This window comes from Paenibacillus xylanilyticus, from assembly GCF_009664365.1.
In the GTDB taxonomy this organism is placed as follows: domain Bacteria; phylum Bacillota; class Bacilli; order Paenibacillales; family Paenibacillaceae; genus Paenibacillus; species Paenibacillus xylanilyticus_A.
On sequence record NZ_CP044310.1, the window covers coordinates 5,704,800 to 5,727,388 of the forward strand.

Genomic DNA, 22,589 nt, shown 5'->3' on the forward strand with positions numbered 1-22,589 from the left:
TTCAGTGGTTATTTTTTCACCGTTTCTTTAACTTTTACAAGACTGTTTTTCGGTCCAGGAATGGAACCCTTCACGAGCAACACGTTACGCTCAGCGTCTACTTTAACAACTTCAAGACGTTGGATTGTAACTGTCTCATGACCCATGTGTCCTGGCAAGTGCTTGCCTTTAGGAACGCGGTTAGCTTGGATCGAACCCATCGAACCCGGGCCACGGTGATAACGAGAACCGTGAGACATAGGTCCAGTGCTTTGTCCCCAACGTTTGATTACGCCGGCAAAACCTTTACCTTTAGAAATACCCGTTACGTCAACGAATTCGCCTTCTGCGAAAATGTCAGCTTTCAACTCTTGGCCAACTTCATATTCCGCGATGTTGATGCCGCGAAGTTCACGAACGTAGCGCTTAGGGGCAGTATTCGCTTTTTTAGCGTGTCCTGCTTCTGGCTTGTTGGCATTTTTCTCTTTCTTATCGGAGTAACCGATTTGAACTGCTTCGTAGCCATCGTTCTCAAGATCTTTCTTTTGCAAAACAACACAAGGTCCTGCTTCGATAACCGTTACTGGTACTACGTTACCTTCAGCGGTAAACACTTGAGTCATTCCAAGTTTTTTTCCTAAGATACCTTTCATGTTGACACCTCTTTTCCTTTATACATGGTCTTATTGATTTATATTACAGTTTGATTTCGATATCTACACCGGACGGTAGATCCAAGCGCATCAAGGCATCCACAGTTTGTGGAGTCGGGTTAACGATGTCGATCAAACGCTTATGTGTGCGTTGCTCGAACTGTTCCCGAGAATCCTTGTACTTGTGTACCGCACGAAGAATAGTAATGATTTGTTTTTCAGTTGGAAGCGGAATCGGACCGGATACACCAGCACCCGAACGTTTTGCTGTTTCAACAATTTTCTCCGCGGATTGATCAAGAATTCTGTGGTCGTAAGCTTTCAAACGAATACGAATTTTTTGCTTTGCCATTTTAGTCCCTCCTTCTATCGCCCAATTTATTATCGGACATACTCCGTGAAAATTTTCCGACATCCCTCCCATGGCAAAGGGGCCGGGTGTGTCAGTAACCTCTCACATCATCGCAACGTCTCAGAACAACATTCATTATTATATAGAAAAAATGGGCGTATTGCAAGCATATTTAAGAAAAACATTTAAACTAATCTTTTCATATTGAAATGACGTTGTTTAATGCGTTGTTTCATCGTTATGCAGGCTGCCTTAACCGATCTTTCTATACATACATTTGAATGCTATTCACATTATGACGCAGGTTCCGAATCTCTTATACATAATAAAAGAGTTCTTTATCCGATGTCGGATAAAGAACTCTTCCGAAGCTTCGTTACAGTACAATGTTACTCGTTCCAGTACACTGTTGCATATGCTTACTCAGCGGAAAGCTGAATTATTTTTGGATGGATGCAACCGCACCGGCACCAACTGTACGTCCACCTTCGCGGATCGCGAAGCGTGTACCTTCTTCGATCGCGATTGGAGCGATCAGTTGTACAGTTACTGTGATGTTGTCGCCTGGCATTACCATTTCAGTACCTTCAGGCAGGTTGATGATACCTGTTACGTCAGTTGTACGGAAATAGAATTGTGGACGGTATCCTGTGAAGAAAGGTTTGTGACGTCCACCCTCTTCTTTAGTCAGAACGTATACTTGAGCTGTAAATTCTGTGTGTGGTTTAACAGAACCTGGTTTAGCAAGTACTTGTCCACGCTCGATGCTTTCACGGTCAACACCACGCAGCAATGCGCCGATGTTGTCACCCGCTTGAGCGGAATCCAGCAATTTACGGAACATTTCAACGCCCGTAACTACGGATTTTTTAGTTTCTTCGTGGATACCCACGATTTCGATCTCTTCACCGACTTTAACAGTACCACGCTCTACACGACCTGTAGCAACTGTACCACGACCAGTGATGGAGAATACGTCCTCAACTGGCATCAAGAAAGGTTTGTCAGTGTCGCGCTCTGGAGTTGGGATGTAAGTATCGATTTCTTTGAACATCTCAACGATTTTTTGAGCCCACTCACCTTCAGGGTTTTGCAGAGCTTCACGAGCGGATCCACGAGTGATTGGAGTATCGTCACCTGGGAACTCATATTCGTTGAGCAAGTCGCGAACTTCCATTTCAACCAGTTCCAACAACTCTTCGTCTTCAACCATGTCGCATTTGTTCAAGAATACAACGATGTAAGGTACGCCTACTTGACGGGAGAGCAAGATGTGCTCACGAGTTTGTGGCATTGGGCCGTCAGCTGCGGATACTACCAAGATAGCTCCGTCCATTTGTGCCGCGCCAGTGATCATGTTTTTAACATAGTCGGCGTGACCTGGGCAGTCAACGTGAGCGTAGTGACGAGCGTCAGTTTCGTACTCAACGTGTGCTGTGGAGATTGTGATACCGCGTTCGCGCTCTTCTGGAGCTTTGTCGATTTGATCGAAAGCGATCGCTGCGCCACCGTAAGTTTTGGACAATACAGTAGTGATTGCAGCAGTCAGAGTTGTTTTACCATGGTCGACGTGACCGATAGTACCAATGTTAACGTGTGGTTTATTACGTTCGTATTTAGCCTTTGCCATTTGAACGTGGCCTCCTTAAAATGTTAAATTTTATGTTTTCACTGGACGTTAGCATCTAGAAGATTATATCCCTATGCACTAGCATCCAGTGTGAGAAAACTACTCGGTGCCTTTTGTTTTGGCAACGATCTCTTCAGCGATGCTCTTAGGAACTTCTTCATAGTGAGAAAGCTCCATGGAGAATACGCCGCGTCCTTGAGTACCGGAACGAAGAGTTGTAGAGTATCCGAACATTTCGGACAAAGGTACTTTAGCACGAATGATTTGAGCTCCACTACGGGAATCCATACCTTCAATGCGGCCACGACGGGAGTTAAGCATACCCATAACGTCACCCATGTACTCTTCCGGAACGGTTACTTCTACTTTCATGATTGGCTCAAGCAGAACTGGACTACATTTGTCTTTTGCTGCTTTCAGCGCCATCGATCCGGCAATTTTAAATGCCATCTCGTTGGAATCGACATCATGGTAAGATCCGTCTACAATTGTAGCCTTAACGTCTACAAGCGGGAAGCCTGCAATAACGCCGTTTTTCATTTGCTCTTCAATCCCTGACAGTGCTGGTTGAATGTATTCTCTCGGAACCGAACCACCGACAATCTTACTTTCGAACTGACTGCCTGTACCTGGCTCGAGTGGTTCGAACTCAACCCATACGTGACCGTATTGACCACGACCACCGGATTGACGAACGAATTTACCTTCAACACGCGCTGGAGCACGGAATGTTTCACGGTAAGCTACTTGTGGTTTACCCACAGTAGTTTCAACCTTGAACTCACGACGCATACGGTCGATGATGATATCAAGGTGAAGCTCACCCATACCTGCCAAGATTGTTTGGCCTGTTTCTTCGTCAGTGTGAGCGCGAAGAGTTGGATCCTCTTCTGTCAACTTGCCGAGAGCAACACCCATTTTATCTTGGTCAGCTTTGGTTTTAGGTTCAACGGCGATTTCGATAACCGGATCAGGGAAGTTCATCGATTCCAAGATAACCGGGTTTTTCTCATCACATAGTGTATCACCTGTACCTGTATCTTTCAAACCTACGGCAGCTGCAATGTCACCGGAGTAAACTTCAGTGATCTCTTGACGGCTGTTCGCGTGCATTTGAAGGATACGACCGATACGCTCACGTTTGTTTTTAGTGGCATTCAATACGTAAGAACCGGATTGAAGAATACCGGAGTATACGCGGAAGAATGTCAATTTACCAACGTAAGGGTCAGTCATGATTTTGAAGGCCAATGCAGAGAATGGCTCTTCATCGGAAGACTTGCGAACTGCTTCTGTTCCGTCTTCAAGGAGACCCTTGATTGCTGGAACGTCAACTGGAGCTGGCAAGTAGTCGATAACAGCATCCAACATCAGTTGAACACCTTTGTTACGATAAGAGGATCCACAGATTACTGGGAAGATCTTAACTTCTACTACACCCTTACGGAGAGCGGATTTGATCTCTTCAACAGTGATCTCTTCGCCTTCCAGGTATTTCATAGTCAATTCTTCGTCGAGTTCTGCAACCCGCTCAATCAATTCGTTGCGGAGTTCTTCAACTTGATCAGCAAATTCCGCAGGAATTTCGGTTTCTTCGATATTTTGACCAAGGTCATCTTTGTACATATGAGCCTTTTGTTCAACGATATCGATGATACCAACGAAATCATTTTCAGCGCCGATTGGCAGTTGAATCGCAACAGCGTTCGCTTGAAGGCGATCACGCATGTCAGCGACAACGTTCAAAAAGTCAGCACCGATGATATCCATTTTATTTACGTAAGCGATACGAGGTACGCCGTAACGGTCAGCCTGTCTCCATACAGTTTCAGACTGAGGCTCAACGCCTTCTTTCGCACTGAATACACCAACTGCTCCGTCCAATACACGAAGGGAACGTTCAACTTCAACAGTGAAGTCAACGTGTCCCGGGGTATCAATGATATTAACGCGGTGGCCTTTCCAAGCAGCGGTAGTCGCAGCGGAAGTAATCGTAATTCCGCGCTCCTGTTCCTGTTCCATCCAGTCCATTGTCGCAGCGCCTTCGTGAACTTCCCCGATTTTGTGCGTACGGCCTGTGTAGAACAAGATCCGCTCAGTTGTCGTGGTTTTACCCGCATCAATATGAGCCATGATCCCGATATTACGTGTATTTTTCAAGGAGAACTCTCTTGCCATGAAATGGGTCTCCCTTCAAAATTGAAGTTTTTATTGTGAACTGAATCCTACCAACGGTAGTGAGCAAACGCTTTGTTCGCTTCAGCCATTTTGTGCGTATCTTCACGTTTCTTAACGGAAGCGCCTGTGTTGTTGGAAGCGTCGATGATCTCAGCCGCCAGACGCTCTTCCATTGTTTTCTCACCGCGATTGCGGGAGTAGTTCACGAGCCAACGTAAACCCAAAGCAGTACGTCTCTCTGGTTTTACCTCGATTGGTACTTGGTAGTTGGCACCGCCGACACGGCGAGCTTTAACTTCCAGGACTGGCATGATATTCTTGATTGCTGTCTCAAATACTTCCATCGGGTCATTACCCGTGCGTTCTTGGATCAACTTGAACGCATTATACAGAATGCTTTGAGCAACACCGCGTTTTCCGTCGAGCATGATGCGGTTGATCAAACGAGTAACCAACTTGGAGTTGTATACCGGATCTGGCAACACGTCTCTTTTCGTAACTGGACCTTTGCGTGGCATGGATATCCCCCTTTCTTTCTTGCTAAGCTGATCCTGTACTCTGGACATTAAGCCAAAGGATATTCAGGATCGCTTCTTATAATGTGTTAGGCTTTTTTAGCTTTAGGACGTTTAGCACCGTATTTAGAACGAGCTTGCATACGGTTGTTCACGCCTGCAGTATCGAGTGCTCCACGAACGATGTGGTAACGAACCCCTGCAAGGTCCTTAACTTTACCTCCGCGAATCAATACAACACTGTGCTCTTGCAAGTTATGTCCGATACCCGGGATATAAGCAGTTACCTCGAGACGGTTCGTCAAACGAACACGGGCATATTTACGAAGTGCAGAGTTCGGTTTACGTGGAGTCATTGTACCTACACGAGTGCAGACACCACGTTTTTGTGGGGCACTGATGTTAGTAGATTCACGTTTCAAAGCGTTGAACCCTTTTTGCAATGCTGGTGATTTGGACTTTTCAACTTTAGCTTGACGTCCTTTGCGTACCAGTTGGTTAATAGTTGGCATGTGATTGCCACCCCCTTCCTCAATTGTTCATGTTTCTTTATAAACCTCTTATCGCTAAGTCCACAGACCCAGGCGGTTCATAAAAAGACAAATGAAAAGTTTTTGCCTTGGAGAATCCCTAAAAAGTTCTCGGACAAAAACGTTCCTTACCCTATCATTTTGCGACAGCAGCCATTGCTGCTCCCACTCCAATCCCGCAAGCTTTGCCGAGATTTTTCATTGTGTCCACTTTCGTGTACTTCACATTGTGTTGTTCACACAAGGCAATGATTTTGGAAGTGAGCTGCGGATCGCTATCTTCGGCCACATAGACCTCAGCAGCCATTCCTGACTGGACCATCCGCATGGTCTGTTTTGTACCTATTTTGACATGAGCATCTTGCAGGCCTTTTTCATTAGACATTGTTCATTCCTCCGAATAGGACATATACAATCAGCTGCTCACGCACCTTTGATATATTAGCATCTAGCGCAAGCAATGTCAATGCTAATCGTAAAACATTTATTCAAAGTTTTCGCACATCAGGAAATGTCCATCTGTATTAAACAGACGTCCATCCCCTGACATACAAAACTTTATATTCACCCTAAACAGGGGGAATCTATTTAATCAACGGAAACAGGCTCAAGTTCTTCAACTGAAGATTGACCATCCTCCGGCTCAGCAAACTTGATGCTGCGGTAACGGTTCATACCTGTACCTGCAGGGATCAATTTACCGATGATTACATTCTCCTTCAGACCGAGCAACTGATCGACTTTACCTTTGATCGCTGCATCTGTCAGTACACGTGTAGTCTCTTGGAACGACGCCGCAGAGAGGAAGGAGTCTGTTTCGAGAGACGCTTTTGTGATACCGAGCAAGATTGGTTTCGCAACCGCTGGCTCTTTATCACTAAGAATCGCTGTTTTGTTAGCTCTTTCGTACTCATGCGTATCTACGAACGATCCTGGCAGCAGCGTTGTATCTCCTGCATCGACGATGCGGATTTTACGCAGCATTTGACGGATCATAACTTCAACGTGTTTATCATTAATTTCTACGCCCTGGTTACGGTATACGCGTTGTACTTCCTGCAGAATGTAGTTCTGTACACCACGTACGCCTTTGATGCGCAGCATTTCTTTTGGATCGATGGAACCATCAGTCAGCTCGTCGCCTGCTTCGATCTCCATGCCTTCGCTTACGCGAACACGGGAACCGTAGGTAACGGAGTAAACTTTGGATTCCGCTTCACCTTGAATTTCGATTTCGCGACGGTCTTTTGCTTCGCGAATCTCTTTGACAATACCGTCAATCTCACTGATCGTTGCTTGACCCTTAGGATTACGAGCCTCAAACAACTCCTGGATACGCGGCAAACCTTGCGTGATATCGTCTCCGGCTACACCACCGGTGTGGAACGTACGCATTGTCAGCTGTGTTCCCGGCTCACCAATGGATTGCGCAGCGATAATACCAACTGCTTCACCGATCTCCACGTGTTTACCAGTCGCCAGGTTGCGACCGTAACATTTTTTGCAGACACCATGACGAGCACGGCAGCTGAGTACGGAGCGGATTTGCAATTTGGTAACACCTGCTTTGATGATTGCCTCTGCCTTGTCGGAGTCAATCAATTCATTGCGGTGTGCAATAATTTCTTTTGTTTCCGGATGACGAACAGTTTCGAAGCAGTATCTTCCTTCGATACGGTCATAGAGATCTTCAATAACCTCTTTACCATCCTGGATACGGCTAACCGTAAATCCTTTATCTGTACCACAATCATCTTCACGCACGATCACATCTTGTGCCACGTCTACGAGACGACGAGTCAGGTAACCTGAGTCGGCTGTACGCAGGGCCGTATCGGCCAAACCTTTACGCGCACCGTGTGTCGAGATGAAGTACTCGAGTACCGTCAGACCTTCACGGAAGTTCGATTTGATTGGGAGTTCGATGATACGACCGGACGGGTTGGCCATCAGACCACGCATACCGCCCAATTGGGTGATTTGCGATTTGTTACCCCGTGCTTTGGAGTCAACCATCATCATGATCGAGTTGTAACGATCCATCGACTTCATCAGAATCTCGGTAATATCATCTTTCGATTTAGACCAGATATCAATGATGCGGTCATAGCGCTCTTCGTTCGTAATCAGACCACGACGGTACTGGTTCGTAACGATTTGTGCTTTTTCTTCGGATTGTCTGAGGATATCTGTTTTCTCATCTGGTACCACTACGTCCGAAACCGCAACCGTAATACCGGCACGAGTCGAGTATGTGAAACCAAGCTGTTTGATTTTATCCAGAATAACGGCTGTTTCCGTTGTATGGTAAATTTCAAAACAACGAGCGATGATTGTACCCAGATATTCCTTACCAACACCACCTGCTTGAGGTGCGTTCATGATTGCTTCTCTCAGGTCAGTCCCCTTCTCATACACAAAGAAATGCTCTGCAGTACCTTGATAAAGGTTTGCACGAGTTGCATCGTTAATGTAAGGGAAACTTGCTGGGAAGATTTCATTGAAGATGATTTTACCGACAGTTGTCAGCAACATTGCATCTTGTTGTTTTTCAGTAAAGCTAGTTTTACCCAGGGCTTTAACCGGAATCGCCACGCGTGCATGCAAGCCGGCAGTACCGCGTTGATACGCAGATACAGCCTCGTTCACTGTACGCAGGATCATGCCAGTTCCCTTTTCTTCCTTGTTGTCCATAGTCAGGTAGTAAGAACCTAGGACCATATCCTGGGAAGGAGTAACAACTGGTTTACCGTCTTTCGGGTTCAAAATGTTACCAGATGCAAGCATCAGGATACGCGCTTCCGCTTGTGCCTCAGCAGACAACGGAACGTGCACGGCCATTTGGTCACCGTCAAAGTCGGCATTGTATGCCGTACATACGAGTGGGTGAAGACGAATGGCTTTACCTTCAACCAGAATTGGTTCGAATGCTTGAATACCCAGACGGTGAAGCGTAGGGGCACGGTTGAGTAGAACCGGGTGCTCCTTAATTACTTCTTCAAGAACATCCCATACTTCAGGACTTACACGCTCAACTTTACGTTTCGCGCTCTTGATATTGTGGGCAAGCCCTTTATTCACAAGTTCTTTCATTACGAAAGGCTTGAACAGTTCAAGTGCCATATCTTTTGGAAGACCACACTGATACATCTTCAGGTAAGGTCCGACAACGATAACGGAACGACCAGAATAGTCAACACGTTTACCGAGCAAGTTTTGACGGAAACGTCCTTGTTTACCTTTCAGCATGTGGCTGAGGGATTTCAATGGACGGTTACCAGGACCCGTTACCGGGCGTCCACGACGGCCGTTGTCGATCAATGCGTCAACAGCTTCCTGCAGCATCCGTTTTTCATTCTGCACGATAATGTCTGGTGCGCCCAGATCAAGCAAGCGTTTCAGACGGTTGTTCCGGTTAATTACACGGCGGTACAGATCATTCAGGTCAGACGTTGCAAAACGTCCACCATCCAATTGTACCATTGGACGAAGTTCCGGCGGGATAACAGGAAGTACATCCATGATCATCCACTCAGGTTTGTTACCTGAGTTGCGGAAAGCTTCAATAACTTCCAGACGTTTGATTGCACGGTTACGACGTTGTCCTTGTGCAGTGCGGAGCTCTTCCTTTAGGAATTCAAGCTCTTTGTCTACATCAAGGTCTTGAAGCAGTTTTTTAACCGCTTCTGCACCCATGCCAGCCTGGAATCCATATCCGTATTTTTCACGGTAGCTGCGGTATTCTTTCTCGGACAACAGCTGTTTTTTCTCCAGTGGAGTTTCTCCTGGATCAGTTACTACATAAGATGCAAAATAGATAATCTCCTCGAGAGATCTTGGAGACATATCCAAAGCGAGACCCATGCGGCTCGGAATACCTTTGAAGTACCAGATGTGCGATACCGGAGCAGCGAGCTCAATATGGCCCATCCGTTCACGGCGTACTTTGGCACGTGTTACTTCAACACCACAGCGGTCACAGACAACGCCTTTATAACGAACGCGTTTGTATTTACCACAGTGACATTCCCAGTCTTTCGTAGGGCCAAAAATCTTTTCGCAGAACAGCCCTTCTTTTTCCGGTTTCAACGTACGATAGTTGATCGTTTCCGGTTTTTTCACTTCTCCGCGGGACCAAGAACGAATTTTTTCTGGGGAAGCAAGCCCGATCTTCATGTATTCGAAATTGTTGACGTCCAACAAGGAGCAACCCTCCTTAACCAATTCCTGTATTCTAGGTTACGCCTTCTCCGGCCGAAGCCGGAGCAAGACGCGAGCCTGATGAAAAACGCCGGTCATCATGCGCCCGAAGCGGTTACTCCACTCCGACCTCTGAACCCTCAAGGTTGAGGCTGAGCTTATCGCTCGCAGCGTCATCTTCATCGTCCATTTCTTTCATTTCAATCTCTTGTTCATCTTCACTCAAAATCTTAACGTCCATACCCAAGCTTTGCAGCTCTTTGATCAATACTTTGAACGATTCAGGAACACCCGGCTCCGGAACATTCTCACCTTTGACAATGGACTCATATGTTTTCACCCGACCAACAACATCATCGGACTTAACAGTCAAGATTTCTTGCAGGGTATAGGCAGCGCCGTATGCTTCAAGCGCCCAAACCTCCATCTCCCCGAAACGCTGACCACCGAATTGGGCTTTACCACCCAGCGGCTGTTGCGTAACGAGTGAGTAAGGACCTGTGGAACGAGCATGGATTTTATCATCAACCATGTGCGCCAGCTTGATCATGTGCATGACGCCGACAGTTACTTCACGTTCAAACTCTTCACCCGTACGGCCATCGTACAGAACGGTTTTACCATTACGCTGCATACCTGCTTCTTCCATCGTATCGAAGACGTCATACTCTTTCGCTCCGTCGAATACAGGGGTAGCTACGTGGATACCGAGCTGCATAGCAGCCATACCCAAGTGAACTTCGAGCACTTGACCGATGTTCATCCGGGAAGGTACGCCCAGCGGGTTAAGAACGATTTGAACCGGTGTTCCGTCCGGCAGGAATGGCATATCTTCTTCCGGCAGGATACGGGCCACGACCCCTTTGTTACCGTGACGTCCGGCCATTTTATCACCCTCGGAGATTTTCCGTTTTTGAGCGATATAGACACGAACGAGCTGGTTAACACCTGGAGGCAGTTCATCACCGTTTTCACGGGTAAATACTTTCACGTCTACGACGATCCCGTCAGTACCGTGAGGCACACGCAAGGACGTATCACGAACTTCACGTGCTTTCTCACCGAAGATTGCATGCAGGAGACGTTCCTCCGCAGTCAGTTCAGTTACACCTTTAGGCGTTACTTTACCAACCAGGATATCGCCAGCAGCGATTTCGGCACCAATCCGGATAATACCACGCTCATCGAGGTTACGCAGCGCTTCTTCCCCTACGTTAGGGATGTCACGTGTGATCTCTTCAGGTCCGAGCTTGGTATCACGCGCTTCTGACTCATACTCCTCGATGTGGATGGATGTGTAAACATCTTCCTTCACGAGTTTTTCACTAAGCAGAATCGCATCCTCGTAGTTGTAACCTTCCCAAGTCATGAAGGCAACAACGACGTTGCGTCCCAAAGCCAATTCGCCCATTTCCGTCGAAGGACCGTCAGCGAGGATGTCGCCAGCTTTGACAACAGCACCACGTTTGACAATCGGACGTTGGTTAATGCATGTTCCTTGGTTCGAACGCATAAATTTGTGTAATTTATATTTAACGATATCGCCTTTAACTTCTTGGCCATCTACCTCTTCCACACGACGGAGCCAGATTTCATTCGCAGAAGAACGTTCAATAATCCCGTCATATTTGGAGACAATACATACACCGGAATCTTTTGCAGCTTTGTGTTCCATACCCGTACCTACGAGCGGAGCTTTAGGAATCAAGAGAGGAACCGCCTGCCGCTGCATGTTGGATCCCATCAGTGCGCGGTTGGAGTCATCGTTTTCAAGGAACGGAATGAGCGCCGTAGCGACGGATACAACTTGTTTAGGAGATACGTCCATGTAGTCAACGCGCTCGCTCGGCATCGTAAGGATGTTATCCGATTGTTTGTTGTAACGTACAATGATCGCTTCTTCCGCAAAAGTTCCATCTTCATTCAGTTTCGCGTTCGCTTGAGCGACAACGTAGTTGTCCTCTTCGTCTGCTGTCAGATAATCGATTTGCTCGGTTACGACACCAGTCTTCGGATCTACCCAGCGATATGGAGCTTCAATGAAACCATATTCGTTCACACGGGCAAATGTAGACAAGGAGTTGATCAAACCAATGTTTGGTCCCTCTGGAGTCTCGATTGGACACATCCGGCCATAGTGGGATGGATGGACGTCACGGACTTCCATGCCTGCACGCTCACGTGTCAAACCGCCCGGTCCGAGTGCGGACAGACGACGTTTATGCGTCAATTCACCCAGAGGGTTCGTTTGATCCATAAACTGTGACAATTGGGAGCTACCGAAGAACTCTTTAATGGATGCAATTACAGGACGTATGTTAATCAATGCCTGTGGCGTGATCACGTTAGCATCCTGAATGGACATTCTCTCACGAACAACACGTTCCATACGAGACAAACCGATACGGAATTGGTTCTGCAAGAGTTCACCAACCGAACGCAGACGACGGTTACCCAGGTGATCGATATCATCTGTGCTTCCGATGCCGTGCAGAAGGTTAATGAAGTAACTGATTGAAGAAATGATGTCTGCCGGCGTTACGTTCTTCACTGATTTATCAATGTTAGCATTGGCAATCAGCTTAACGACTTTACCATCTTCAATCGGCGAGAACACGTCAATCGTTTGCATTGGGATATCATTCGCATCCAGAACTCCGTTAGCTACGTGATACGTACGGAAGCCAACACTCTTCTCCAGATAAGGCATGATTTCATCGAGCAAACGACGGTCTACCATTTGACCTGCTTCGGCGATAATTTCGCCAGTTTCAGTATCAACGAGAGACTCAGCCAAACGTTGATTGAACAAACGGTTTTTGATGTGTAGCTTTTTGTTGATTTTGTAACGACCAACGTTAGCCAGGTCATATCGTTTTGGATCAAAGAAACGAGCTACGAGCAAGCTTTTCGCGTTATCCAGCGTTGGTGGCTCGCCCGGACGAAGACGCTCATAAATTTCAATCAGCGCTTTCTCCGTGGAATCCGTATTGTCTTTGTCCAGCGTGTTGCGAATATATTCGTCATTACCGAGCAGATCCAGAATCTCAGCGTCTGTGCCAAAACCAAGAGCACGCAGGAGAACCGTAACTGGAATTTTACGTGTACGGTCGATCCGGACGTATACAACATCCTTCGCGTCCATCTCCAATTCGAGCCAAGCGCCGCGGTTAGGAATAACTGTAGCGGTATACGTTTTTTTGGCGTTCTTATCTACTTTGGTACTGAAGTAAACGCTAGGAGAGCGAACCAACTGGCTGACAATAACCCGTTCCGCACCATTAATAATAAATGTGCCGGTTTCGGTCATCAGCGGGAAATCTCCCATGAATACTTCCTGCTCTTTGACTTCGCCGGTTTCCTTATTAATGAGCCGGACTTTGACCCGAAGCGGTGCTGCATAAGTAACGTCACGCTCTTTCGCGTCGTCTACTGTATACTTCGGTTCACCGAGACTGTAATCGATAAATTCCAAAATCAAGTTGCCTGTAAAATCCTGGATCGGCGAGATATCCTGGAACATTTCGCGCAACCCTTCCTCCAAAAACCAATCGTAAGATTTTTGTTGGATCTCAATCAGGTTCGGAACTTCGAGTATCTCGTTAATTCGTGCATAACTGCGCCGAGTGCGTCGACCATATTGAACAAGATGTCCTGCCAACTTAAACTCACCCCTCAATGTCTACTCACTTTAAAAATTTCGTTGCGAACCTCTGTTTGTAACCTTATAATGGTACACATACAGAGCAAAGCAATGCATCCACAAATAAAGAAAAGCCCTTACTCGAATGTCGTTCGAAAAAAGAGCAACTTTGATCGGCGGATGTCTTCCAAAATCATACTTATCCCCAGTTTGCCCAAAATGTACATATTATACGCCAAACGTAGGCATAATAAGCCCGTTCGGCGTAAAAAAAGATTGACATTTTTAGTTAGCTAAAGCCAAGTAGGGCATCTTAATACTGACATTTTACAATAATACCACGACCTGAATTTCAAGTCAATAGTCCTATTGCAAAAAAAATGCTCCCCTGCTTACTTTACAAATCGGAAACTACCCTTCGGACGAGTCCCCCGTTTTCACCGCTTTGAAAATCCGGTAGCCTTTATCTTTCGTTACTTCTTCCACTCTTCCAAACAAGGATTCCAGCTTCGCTTTTGCGGAAGGAGCCCCTTGCTTTTTCTGAATGACAATCCACAACGAACCACCTACCTTCAGATGCTGATACGCCTGCTCAAAAATGGTATGAACGGTTTCCTTCCCTGCTCGAATCGGCGGGTTGGTTAGAACTGCGTCAAAGTCCCTCTGGTTCACTTCAGAAAGTAGATTACTTTGTAATACCGTTACATTCGTGATTCCATTTGCTTTTGCATTTTCTCTGGAAAGCTCAACCGCTCTCTCGTTGATATCGATCATGGTGACATGTCCTTCGGGTACAAGCTTGGCTGCCGTAAGACCAATTGGTCCATACCCGCAACCCACATCCAGAACATGAGCCCCAGCAGTTAACTCTACTGCATCAATCAGTACTCTGCTGCCGTAATCGATTCCGCTCTTGGAAAATACACCTGCATCGGTAACGAATCGCAATTTCCATCCACGAAGCTCCGCTTCCGTTGCCCGTCTGTCATGTGCGACCTGCGGTTTGTCCGAATAATAATGATTGGACATGTCCTCACTCACTTTCCATATACAATTACAGCAACAAACCCCTTGATATAAGTCAAGGGGTTTGTTGTTTTGTTCATTTAGCTTGTAAAAGCCAAATTATTTAACTTCGATTGTAGCGCCTGCTTCTTCCAATTTAGCTTTGATGGATTCAGCTTCTTCTTTGCTAACTTTTTCTTTCAATGCTTTTGGAGCATTGTCAACTACTTCTTTAGCTTCTTTCAGGCCAAGACCTGTGATTTCACGAACTGCTTTGATAACGTTGATTTTGGAAGCGCCAGCGCTTGCCAAGATTACGTCGAACTCGGATTGCTCAGCTTCTGCTGCAGCAGCTCCGCCACCTGCAACAGCTACTGGAGCTGCAGCAGTTACGCCGAATTCTTCTTCGATTGCTTTAACAAGATCGTTCAGTTCCAGTACAGTCATGCCTTTGATTGCTTCCAAGATTTGCTCTTTACTCATGATTGAACCTCCATATATAATTTTATTTTTTTGTCATTCAATGCTGCCTAAGCAGCGATCAGATCAAGTAGCTTACGCGCCTTGTTCTTCTTTTTCCGCAACAGCTTTAACCGCAAGCGCGAAGTTGCGCACTGGCGCTTGAAGCACGCTGAGGAGCATGGAGAGGAGACCTTCGCGGGATGGCAGTTCTGCCAATGCCTTAACTTCTTCTACTCCGATTACACGACCTTCAACAACTGCACCTTTCAATTCCAGTGCGTCGTTCTTTTTAGCGAAGTCGTTCAGAATTTTGGCTGGAGCCACAGCATCTTCGGCGCTGAATGCAATTGCAGTAGGACCTGTAAGAACGCTATCGAGTTCTGTCAGTTCTGCTGCAGCAGTCGCACGGCGAAGCAATGTGTTTTTCAGCACTTGGAATTCGATTCCGGCTTCACGAAGCTGCTTACGCAGCTCAGTTACTTGGGCAACGTTCAGACCGCGATAGTCAACAACAACTGTCGTAGCGCTCTCGCGCAATTTCGCTGTTACTGCATCAACGGACTCTTGTTTTGCTTGAATCACTTTTGCGTTTGCCAAACTGTACACCTCCTGATCAAATTTATCCCATTAAGAAAAGCCTCCGTAGAATCACGAAGGCTTGATATATACTCATCATCGATTTACATCGTTCTAAGTTCTATAATCATACCTCGGTAGGAAATTAAGCCTGATGGCACCTACTGTCTACGGCAAGCATATTCAAATGTCAACGGTCAGTCACTCGGACTCACAACTTTTATATCATATCAAAACAGAACAAGTCTGTCAACAGATATTATCTAAAAGAAGCTGCGTTCACGCGTGCGCCAGGGCCCATCGTGGAAGAAAGAGAAACATTCTTCAGATAAACACCTTTTGCTGCCGCCGGTTTAGCACGGTTCAGAGCGTCCATGAGAGCTTTCAAGTTCTCGTTCAGTTGCTCTGCAGAGAAAGATGCTTTACCGATCGGTGCATGAATTTGACCTGCACGATCCAGACGATATTCGATTTTACCGGCTTTAATTTCTTGAACAGCCTTAGTTACATCGAAAGTTACCGTTCCGGCTTTAGGGTTAGGCATCAGACCTTTACCGCCGAGCAGTCGGCCCAATTTACCTACTTCACTCATCATATCTGGTGTCGCTACGCAGACGTCGAATTCGAACCAGCCTTGTTGGATTTTGTTGATCATGTCTGCATCACCAACATAGTCCGCGCCAGCCGCTTCCGCTTCTTTCGCTTTGTCACCTTTTGCAAATACCAATACGCGTTGTGTTTTACCTGTGCCGTGTGGCAAGACAACTACACCACGTACAGCCTGGTCTTGCTTACGTGGGTCAACGCCCAAGCGTACTGCTGCTTCGATTGTTTCATCGAATTTTGCAGTGGCTGCCTTTTTCACAAGCTCTACAGCTTCTGAAGGCTCGTAAGTTGCTTCGCTGTCGATCAGCTTAGCAGCTTCCAGGTATTTTTTACCGTGTTTAGCCATGTTATATTCCTCCTTTGTGGTTTTAGCGGATATACCTCCCACATCAACCGGCCGCGAATCGGCCGGCTTTACGAAGCCATGTTTCAGATGAAAAATTAGTCTTCGATGGTGATACCCATGCTACGGGCAGTACCTTCGACCATACGCATTGCGGACTCAACGTTCGCTGCATTCAGGTCAGGCATTTTTTGTTCTGCGATTTGACGTACCGCATCACGTTTAACAGTAGCAACTTTTTTCTTGTTCGGTTCGCCGGATCCTTTTTCCACTTTAGCTGCCACTTTCAACAGAACTGCTGCTGGTGGAGTTTTAGTGATGAAAGTAAAGGAACGGTCCTCGAACACTGTGATTTCAACAGGAATAATCAATCCCGCTTGATCGGCTGTACGAGCGTTGAACTCTTTACAGAATGCCATGATGTTGACACCTGCTTGACCCAAAGCTGGACCTACCGGAGGCGCTGGATTCGCTTTACCTGCTGGAATTTGCAGTTTTACCATTTTGATTACCTTTTTTGCCATGATTGACACCTCCTTGCAAAATAGTGGTTAACGAACCTTTCGGTCCTCCCACAAGAAACTTGAAGAGACTATATCTTCTCCACTTGCGTATATTCCAACTCAAGCGGTGTTTCCCGTCCAAACATGTTCACATGCACTTTCAACTTGCTTTTGTCTACCAAAATTTCTTCCACGGAGCCCACAAAATTCGCAAAAGGACCAACTTTAATTCGTACGGATTCCTTAATGTCGAATTCAATTTTCGGCTTCGGCTCAACCATACCCATGTGCTTCAGAATTTGTTCCACTTCTTCAGGCAACAGAGCAGTTGGTTTGGACCCGGAACCTGTCGAACCGACAAATCCCGTAACACCCGGTGTATTGCGAACAACATACCAAGAGTCATCCGTTTGGATCATTTCCACCAAGACATAGCCGGGGTAAACTTTACGCATAACGGTCTTTTTCTTACCGTCCTTGTTTACCACTTCTTCTTCCATAGGAACAAGAACGCGGAATATCTTGTCTTCCATGCCCATGGACTCTACGCGTTTTTCCAAATTGGCTTTGACCTTATTCTCATACCCTGAGTAGGTATGAACGACGTACCATCTTTTTTCCATATCAAGCCACCTGGGACCCTTCTTAAATAATCGCTTCGATCACAGCGGAGATGCCGATATCAACGACCCAAAAAAACAGCGTCATAACCACAACAGTACCAAGAACGATCAATGTGTAGTTGGTCAGCTCTTTACGATTAGGCCAGCGAACTTTTTTAAGTTCAGCCCAGCTTTCTGAGAAAAAGGAAATCAGAGATTTGAAACTACGTTTCACGCCGACTACACCTCCCAAAAACTATCTGGTTTCGCGATGAGAAGTCTGCTCGTTACAAAACTTGCAAAATTTCTTCATCTCCATGCGGTCGGGGTGATTACGCTTGTTTTTTGTCGTAGTGTAATTTCTTTGTTTGCAGTTTGTACAAGCCAAAGTAATAATTACCCGCATGATGTACACCTCCCGAAGACTTCCACTTTAAAGCAGAGTCTCTAAATTGATCCTAAAAAAAAGCCGCGAATTTAGGCCTACCTAAAACACTTTATCATAAGGGTATAACCATGTCAATGAAAGAATAGCCTTTCATCACTGGTAAAAGTTCCGTTCAAAAAATGTGTAGTTCGGGCGTCTCTGATTTTTCTCTTCTCCTGCTTGGACCAAGCGATTACTAGTATTATCAATCTTTTGACTTATAAACTTAGAGCAGCAAAAAAAGACTCAAACACCGAGCCTTTTCCGTCAATAGCAACATTGTTCAATTATCTCGAACTTCCAGGTACTTTTCAAGTTTGCGCTTCACGCGCTGCAGTGCATTATCAATGGACTTCACATGTCGGTCCAAATCTACTGCAATCTCTTGATAAGATCTCCCGTCCAGATACAACATCAATACTTTTCGTTCCAAGTCACTTAGAATCTCCGACATCTTATCTTCCAGACCTACAAACTCTTCCTGGTTAATGATAAGCTCTTCCGGATCACTGACCTGGGTTCCACAAATCACATCGAGTAACGTACGATCGGATTCTTCATCATAGATTGGCTTGTCCAACGATACATAGGAATTAAGCGGAATATGTTTCTGACGTGTTGCCGTCTTGATTGCCGTAATAATCTGTCTGGTGATACACAGCTCGGCAAAAGCTTTGAACGAAGCCAGCTTGTCTCCCTTGAAATCCCGAATGGATTTGTAGAGACCAATCATTCCTTCCTGAATGATATCTTCCCGGTCTGCCCCAATCAGAAAATAAGATCTTGCCTTGGCGCGTACAAAGTTGCGATATTTGTTAATCAAAAACTCCAGCGCTTCGCTCTCACCTTCACGGACCGCTTCGACAATGTCTTCGTCACTTTGGTAATCATACTTTGATAACATGATATCTTTGAGGTCGACACTCACAGACAATCCCTCCGGCTGCAACGCAAGGTACACCGTTACTCTACTCTATGAAATATACGAACAGTATATATGATGGCACCTTACACCGTCAACCACGCTATCCCTAAAAAAGATCATAAATAACATAATTGTCAAGACTTTCAAAATTGAAATATTTGTAAAACAGCCCCCTATTCACGCCGCCAGCGCTCAAATTGCTTCAACACATCCGGGCTAAGCTTGGCTCCCAATGTATTACGTGTGGACTTGGCCTGGTCCTCCTCCAGACGTTTCTGCAATTCTTTCTCATTCTGCTCCACTTCGATCAGCAGTTCTCTGGCAGATACACGTAATGCTCCCTGTCCGAAAATGACATGCTGTTCTACCATATCGCTTGTGGCTACATAGATTTGGCGTCTCCGCGAGCTTAGTTCCCGTACGAGTCTCTCAATGCATTCGTCAGCCGTCTCTTTTTCCTTGGTAAAATAGATCTGCACCTTGCTCTGTGTGTATGTTTTACCAAGTCCGGGTACGAGATAGGCATCAAAAACAACGATGACCTTGCGACCGGAGAACGCCTGATAGTCGGCAAGACGGAAGAGAAGACGATTCCGCGCCTCCTCGAGCCCACTCTCTGCCAGTCTGGACAGTTCCGGCCAGTCACCAATCATGTTATACCCGTCTACCAGAAGCACATCCCGGGAATCAGCCATACCATCTATCCCTGTGCTTGGCGCGAACGAAGCACTTCGTACATGACAACACCCGCCGCCACGGAAGCATTCAGGGAGTTAATCTGTCCCTGCATCGGCAATTTGACCAGTACATCACACTTCTCACGAATCAGTCGGCCCATCCCTTTGTTTTCGTTCCCGATAACCAGGGCTACCGGTCCTGTGAATACACCATTGCCAAACACCGGCTCACGTGCAGTTACATCCGTACCCACAACCCACACGCCCTCTTCCTTGAGACGATCAATCGTCTGTGCCAGGTTGCTAACCCTAGCAACCGGTACATATTCAGCTGCACCTGCAGAAGTTTTGGACACCGTTGCAGTCACTGATGCTGAACGCCGCTTAGGGACAATAACACCGTGAGCCCCCGTGCAGTCAGCTGTCCGCAGGATGGAACCCAGGTTATGCGGATCTTCAATTTCGTCCAGCAAAATCAAAAACGGATGCTCATTCTTCGATTTTGCCGCTTCCAAAATATCCTCTACCTCAGCATAAGCATAAGGGGCCGCTTGCGCCACAACACCCTGATGCTGAATGCCCGGCACGGTTTGATCCAACTTGCGCTTGTCCACATGCTGAATTACGATACCGAGTTTTTTGGCTTCCGCGATAATTGGTTGGGTCAAGTGTTTCTGTGCTGTATCAGCGATCCATATTTTGTTGATGGTGCGTCCTGAACGCAGCGCCTCCGTCACGGAGTGCTTACCAGCAATCCATTCTTCTTCCATATTGCTTCGGTCCTCTCTATTACGTCCTGCATATACCTCCTGATTGGCTTGTACAACAGGAACGACTAAGTTATTATTTTTATTTTTTGTTTGGTGGAGGTGACTGTTTCTCTGCATGCTCAATTCCCTGCGTAATCAGTTGGATCATGCGCTCATGCCGACCACTACTGTACAGGTAACCCACAAGGCACTCTAGAGCAGTGGCATGTCTGTATTCCAGCACATCGGCATTCTTGGGGATACTGCCCGACTTGGCATTCCGCCCCTGTCTTACAACGTCGCGCTCTTCTTCGGTCAATTGTTCCTCGATCCCTGTGAGGATTCGACTCTGTGCCTTGGCTGATACCAGACCCGTCGCACTGCGATGCAAGTGATTCGGACGCATATTGGCTTTGGACAACAGATACTGCCTTACCGCCACCTCATATACTGCATCACCGATATAGGCGAGTGCAATCGGAGGAATCAATCTTGCAGGCCGGGAAGGCGGGTACGGAAACCACCCTCCCTGTGCCACAGCCTCTGTCTGCTCTTCAGCAGGCCGTTCCCCCTGCTCCGAATGTTCGACAGAATCAGACAGATTTTTCAACTGGTCCTCGTTCATTTGCGCCGCCATCTCATCCCTTGAGCCGTATCTTCAAGCAGGATGCCCTGCGCTGACAATTCGTCTCTGATTTCATCAGCCCGTGCCCAGTTCTTGGACTTGCGAGCTTCCGTACGCTCTTCAATCAGGCGTTCAATCTCTTCATCCAGGAGCTCCAGCTCTGCTTCCGTATAAATGCGAAGCACTGCATTCAACTCACCAAACAGCTCAAGCAATGCACGAATTTCTGCAGCGTTTACGACTTCCTTTTGCAGCAGCTGGTTTGCTTCCGCAGCCCATTCGAACAATGCTGTAATGGCATCCGGAGTATTGAAATCATCCTGCATTTTCTCGTGATACTGCTGGCGAATCTGCTCCAGTTTAGCAGCGAACTCCGCTGTAATATCCTGATCTACCGTTACTGCCTGCAAACGATGCTTCAGATTGCCAACGGCATTCGCGATACGATCTACACTGTTTTGCGCTTGCTCCATTGTATCTTCGGTAAAGTTCAACGGATTGCGGTAATGTGTCGACAGCATGAAATAACGAATGGCTTCACGTTTGTACTGGGTTCGAAGGTCTTTTACAAGCACTCCGTTACCGAGTGATTTCGACATTTTTTCGTTATCGATGCGAATAAATCCGTTATGCATCCAGTAGTTGGCGAGCGGTTTGCCCGTCAGCACCTCGGATTGTGCACATTCGCACTCATGGTGAGGGAACTGCAGATCCTGTCCACCTCCATGGATATCGAGCGTATCTCCCAGGTATTCACGCGCCATAGCAGAGCATTCGATATGCCAGCCCGGACGACCATTGCCCCAAGGACTGGACCAGTAGATCTCACCTGGTTTAGCTGCTTTCCAGAGCACGAAATCCTCGGGATGTTCTTTGCGCTCATCTACACCAATCCGGATACCGAACTGCAATTCCTGCAGATTCTGCTTCGACAGCTTGCCGTACTCTTCGAATTTGCCTGTGCGGTAATATACGTCCCCACCATTTTCATAAGCAATGCCCTTTTCAACCAACTCACGGATAAAATCGATAATAAGCGGCATATTCTCCGTAACTCTCGGATTGCTGCTGGCTTTGGGAATCCCCAATCCCTCAAGATCCTCGTAGTACGCAGCAATAAACTTCTCTGCAACATGAGGAACGTCAGTACCCAGCTGTTCGGCTTTGCGAATCAATTTATCATCAACATCCGTGAAGTTTACAACGTAGTTTACTTCATGTCCTGTCTGTTCCAAGTAGCCGCGAACGGTGTCGAAAAAAATAACCGGTCGTGCATTCCCGATATGAATGTAATCATACACTGTCGGTCCGCACACATACATTTTTACCTTCCCCGGTTCTTGGGGAACGAAATTCTCTTTGGTACGACTCATCGTATTGTAAATTTGAAGCGTCATGGTCACTTTCCT

22 protein-coding genes and 1 other annotated feature are annotated in these 22,589 nt (G+C 46.6%); all 22 genes read right to left on the reverse strand.

The window, feature by feature from the left end:
* Nucleotides 1-8 precede the first annotated feature (8 nt).
* Complete coding sequence (rplC, locus tag F4V51_RS25605) at nucleotides 9-632, reverse strand: 50S ribosomal protein L3 (protein WP_095362280.1); 624 nt, start codon at nucleotides 630-632, stop codon at nucleotides 9-11.
* Nucleotides 633-675: 43 nt separating this feature from the next.
* Entirely contained in the window at nucleotides 676-984 is a 309-nt protein-coding gene (rpsJ, locus tag F4V51_RS25610) for a 30S ribosomal protein S10 (protein WP_017692074.1), read from the reverse strand.
* Between the two features lie 439 nt (nucleotides 985-1,423).
* Complete coding sequence (gene tuf, locus F4V51_RS25615; RefSeq protein WP_153980059.1) at nucleotides 1,424-2,614, reverse strand: elongation factor Tu; 1,191 nt, start codon at nucleotides 2,612-2,614, stop codon at nucleotides 1,424-1,426.
* A gap of 99 nt (nucleotides 2,615-2,713) precedes the next feature.
* Nucleotides 2,714-4,792, reverse strand: coding sequence for an elongation factor G (fusA, locus tag F4V51_RS25620; RefSeq protein WP_153980060.1), 2,079 nt, complete (start codon nucleotides 4,790-4,792; stop codon nucleotides 2,714-2,716).
* A gap of 47 nt (nucleotides 4,793-4,839) precedes the next feature.
* Entirely contained in the window at nucleotides 4,840-5,310 is a 471-nt protein-coding gene (rpsG, locus tag F4V51_RS25625) for a 30S ribosomal protein S7 (protein WP_056697679.1), read from the reverse strand.
* Nucleotides 5,311-5,396: 86 nt separating this feature from the next.
* Nucleotides 5,397-5,819: a 30S ribosomal protein S12 gene (gene rpsL / locus F4V51_RS25630; protein WP_017692070.1), complete on the reverse strand. Its 423-nt coding sequence runs from the start codon at nucleotides 5,817-5,819 to the stop codon at nucleotides 5,397-5,399.
* A gap of 154 nt (nucleotides 5,820-5,973) precedes the next feature.
* The gene (locus F4V51_RS25635) at nucleotides 5,974-6,222 is read right to left on the reverse strand and encodes a ribosomal L7Ae/L30e/S12e/Gadd45 family protein (RefSeq protein WP_076292165.1); all 249 of its coding nucleotides are present in this window, start codon (nucleotides 6,220-6,222) and stop codon (nucleotides 5,974-5,976) included.
* 203 nt (nucleotides 6,223-6,425) lie between these two features.
* Nucleotides 6,426-10,040, reverse strand: coding sequence for a DNA-directed RNA polymerase subunit beta' (rpoC, locus tag F4V51_RS25640; protein WP_153980061.1), 3,615 nt, complete (start codon nucleotides 10,038-10,040; stop codon nucleotides 6,426-6,428).
* 112 nt (nucleotides 10,041-10,152) lie between these two features.
* Nucleotides 10,153-13,698, reverse strand: coding sequence for a DNA-directed RNA polymerase subunit beta (gene rpoB, locus F4V51_RS25645; protein WP_095293424.1), 3,546 nt, complete (start codon nucleotides 13,696-13,698; stop codon nucleotides 10,153-10,155).
* Nucleotides 13,699-14,091: 393 nt separating this feature from the next.
* Nucleotides 14,092-14,709, reverse strand: a complete 618-nt coding sequence (locus tag F4V51_RS25650; RefSeq protein WP_153980062.1) for a class I SAM-dependent methyltransferase — start codon at nucleotides 14,707-14,709, stop codon at nucleotides 14,092-14,094.
* Between the two features lie 96 nt (nucleotides 14,710-14,805).
* The gene (gene rplL / locus F4V51_RS25655; RefSeq protein ID WP_095293426.1) at nucleotides 14,806-15,168 is read right to left on the reverse strand and encodes a 50S ribosomal protein L7/L12; all 363 of its coding nucleotides are present in this window, start codon (nucleotides 15,166-15,168) and stop codon (nucleotides 14,806-14,808) included.
* A gap of 72 nt (nucleotides 15,169-15,240) precedes the next feature.
* Nucleotides 15,241-15,744, reverse strand: a complete 504-nt coding sequence (gene rplJ / locus F4V51_RS25660; protein WP_095293427.1) for a 50S ribosomal protein L10 — start codon at nucleotides 15,742-15,744, stop codon at nucleotides 15,241-15,243.
* A gap of 23 nt (nucleotides 15,745-15,767) precedes the next feature.
* Nucleotides 15,768-15,915: a sequence feature (ribosomal protein L10 leader region), on the reverse strand.
* Nucleotides 15,916-15,982: 67 nt separating this feature from the next.
* Nucleotides 15,983-16,675 (reverse strand): 50S ribosomal protein L1, encoded by a 693-nt coding sequence (rplA, locus tag F4V51_RS25665; RefSeq protein WP_127540933.1) that lies wholly within the window; start codon nucleotides 16,673-16,675, stop codon nucleotides 15,983-15,985.
* A gap of 95 nt (nucleotides 16,676-16,770) precedes the next feature.
* Nucleotides 16,771-17,196 (reverse strand): 50S ribosomal protein L11, encoded by a 426-nt coding sequence (rplK, locus tag F4V51_RS25670; protein WP_053779217.1) that lies wholly within the window; start codon nucleotides 17,194-17,196, stop codon nucleotides 16,771-16,773.
* Between the two features lie 68 nt (nucleotides 17,197-17,264).
* Nucleotides 17,265-17,798 carry a transcription termination/antitermination protein NusG gene (nusG, locus tag F4V51_RS25675; protein WP_056697652.1) on the reverse strand — a complete coding sequence of 178 codons (534 nt, stop codon included), beginning with the start codon at nucleotides 17,796-17,798 and terminating at the stop codon, nucleotides 17,265-17,267.
* A gap of 22 nt (nucleotides 17,799-17,820) precedes the next feature.
* Entirely contained in the window at nucleotides 17,821-18,012 is a 192-nt protein-coding gene (gene secE / locus F4V51_RS25680) for a preprotein translocase subunit SecE (protein WP_024633600.1), read from the reverse strand.
* A gap of 21 nt (nucleotides 18,013-18,033) precedes the next feature.
* Complete coding sequence (rpmG, locus tag F4V51_RS25685) at nucleotides 18,034-18,183, reverse strand: 50S ribosomal protein L33 (RefSeq protein ID WP_072735843.1); 150 nt, start codon at nucleotides 18,181-18,183, stop codon at nucleotides 18,034-18,036.
* A gap of 304 nt (nucleotides 18,184-18,487) precedes the next feature.
* Complete coding sequence (sigH, locus tag F4V51_RS25690) at nucleotides 18,488-19,132, reverse strand: RNA polymerase sporulation sigma factor SigH (RefSeq protein WP_024633601.1); 645 nt, start codon at nucleotides 19,130-19,132, stop codon at nucleotides 18,488-18,490.
* 170 nt (nucleotides 19,133-19,302) lie between these two features.
* Nucleotides 19,303-19,824: an NYN domain-containing protein gene (locus tag F4V51_RS25695; protein ID WP_095293429.1), complete on the reverse strand. Its 522-nt coding sequence runs from the start codon at nucleotides 19,822-19,824 to the stop codon at nucleotides 19,303-19,305.
* A 5-nt stretch (nucleotides 19,825-19,829) separates the two neighbouring features.
* Complete coding sequence (gene rlmB, locus F4V51_RS25700; RefSeq protein WP_095293430.1) at nucleotides 19,830-20,576, reverse strand: 23S rRNA (guanosine(2251)-2'-O)-methyltransferase RlmB; 747 nt, start codon at nucleotides 20,574-20,576, stop codon at nucleotides 19,830-19,832.
* A 79-nt stretch (nucleotides 20,577-20,655) separates the two neighbouring features.
* Complete coding sequence (locus tag F4V51_RS25705; protein ID WP_153980063.1) at nucleotides 20,656-21,180, reverse strand: Mini-ribonuclease 3; 525 nt, start codon at nucleotides 21,178-21,180, stop codon at nucleotides 20,656-20,658.
* Nucleotides 21,177-22,577, reverse strand: a complete 1,401-nt coding sequence (gene cysS, locus F4V51_RS25710; RefSeq protein WP_153980064.1) for a cysteine--tRNA ligase — start codon at nucleotides 22,575-22,577, stop codon at nucleotides 21,177-21,179. The genes F4V51_RS25705 and cysS overlap by 4 nt, the downstream gene beginning before the upstream one ends.
* Nucleotides 22,578-22,589: the final 12 nt, after the last annotated feature.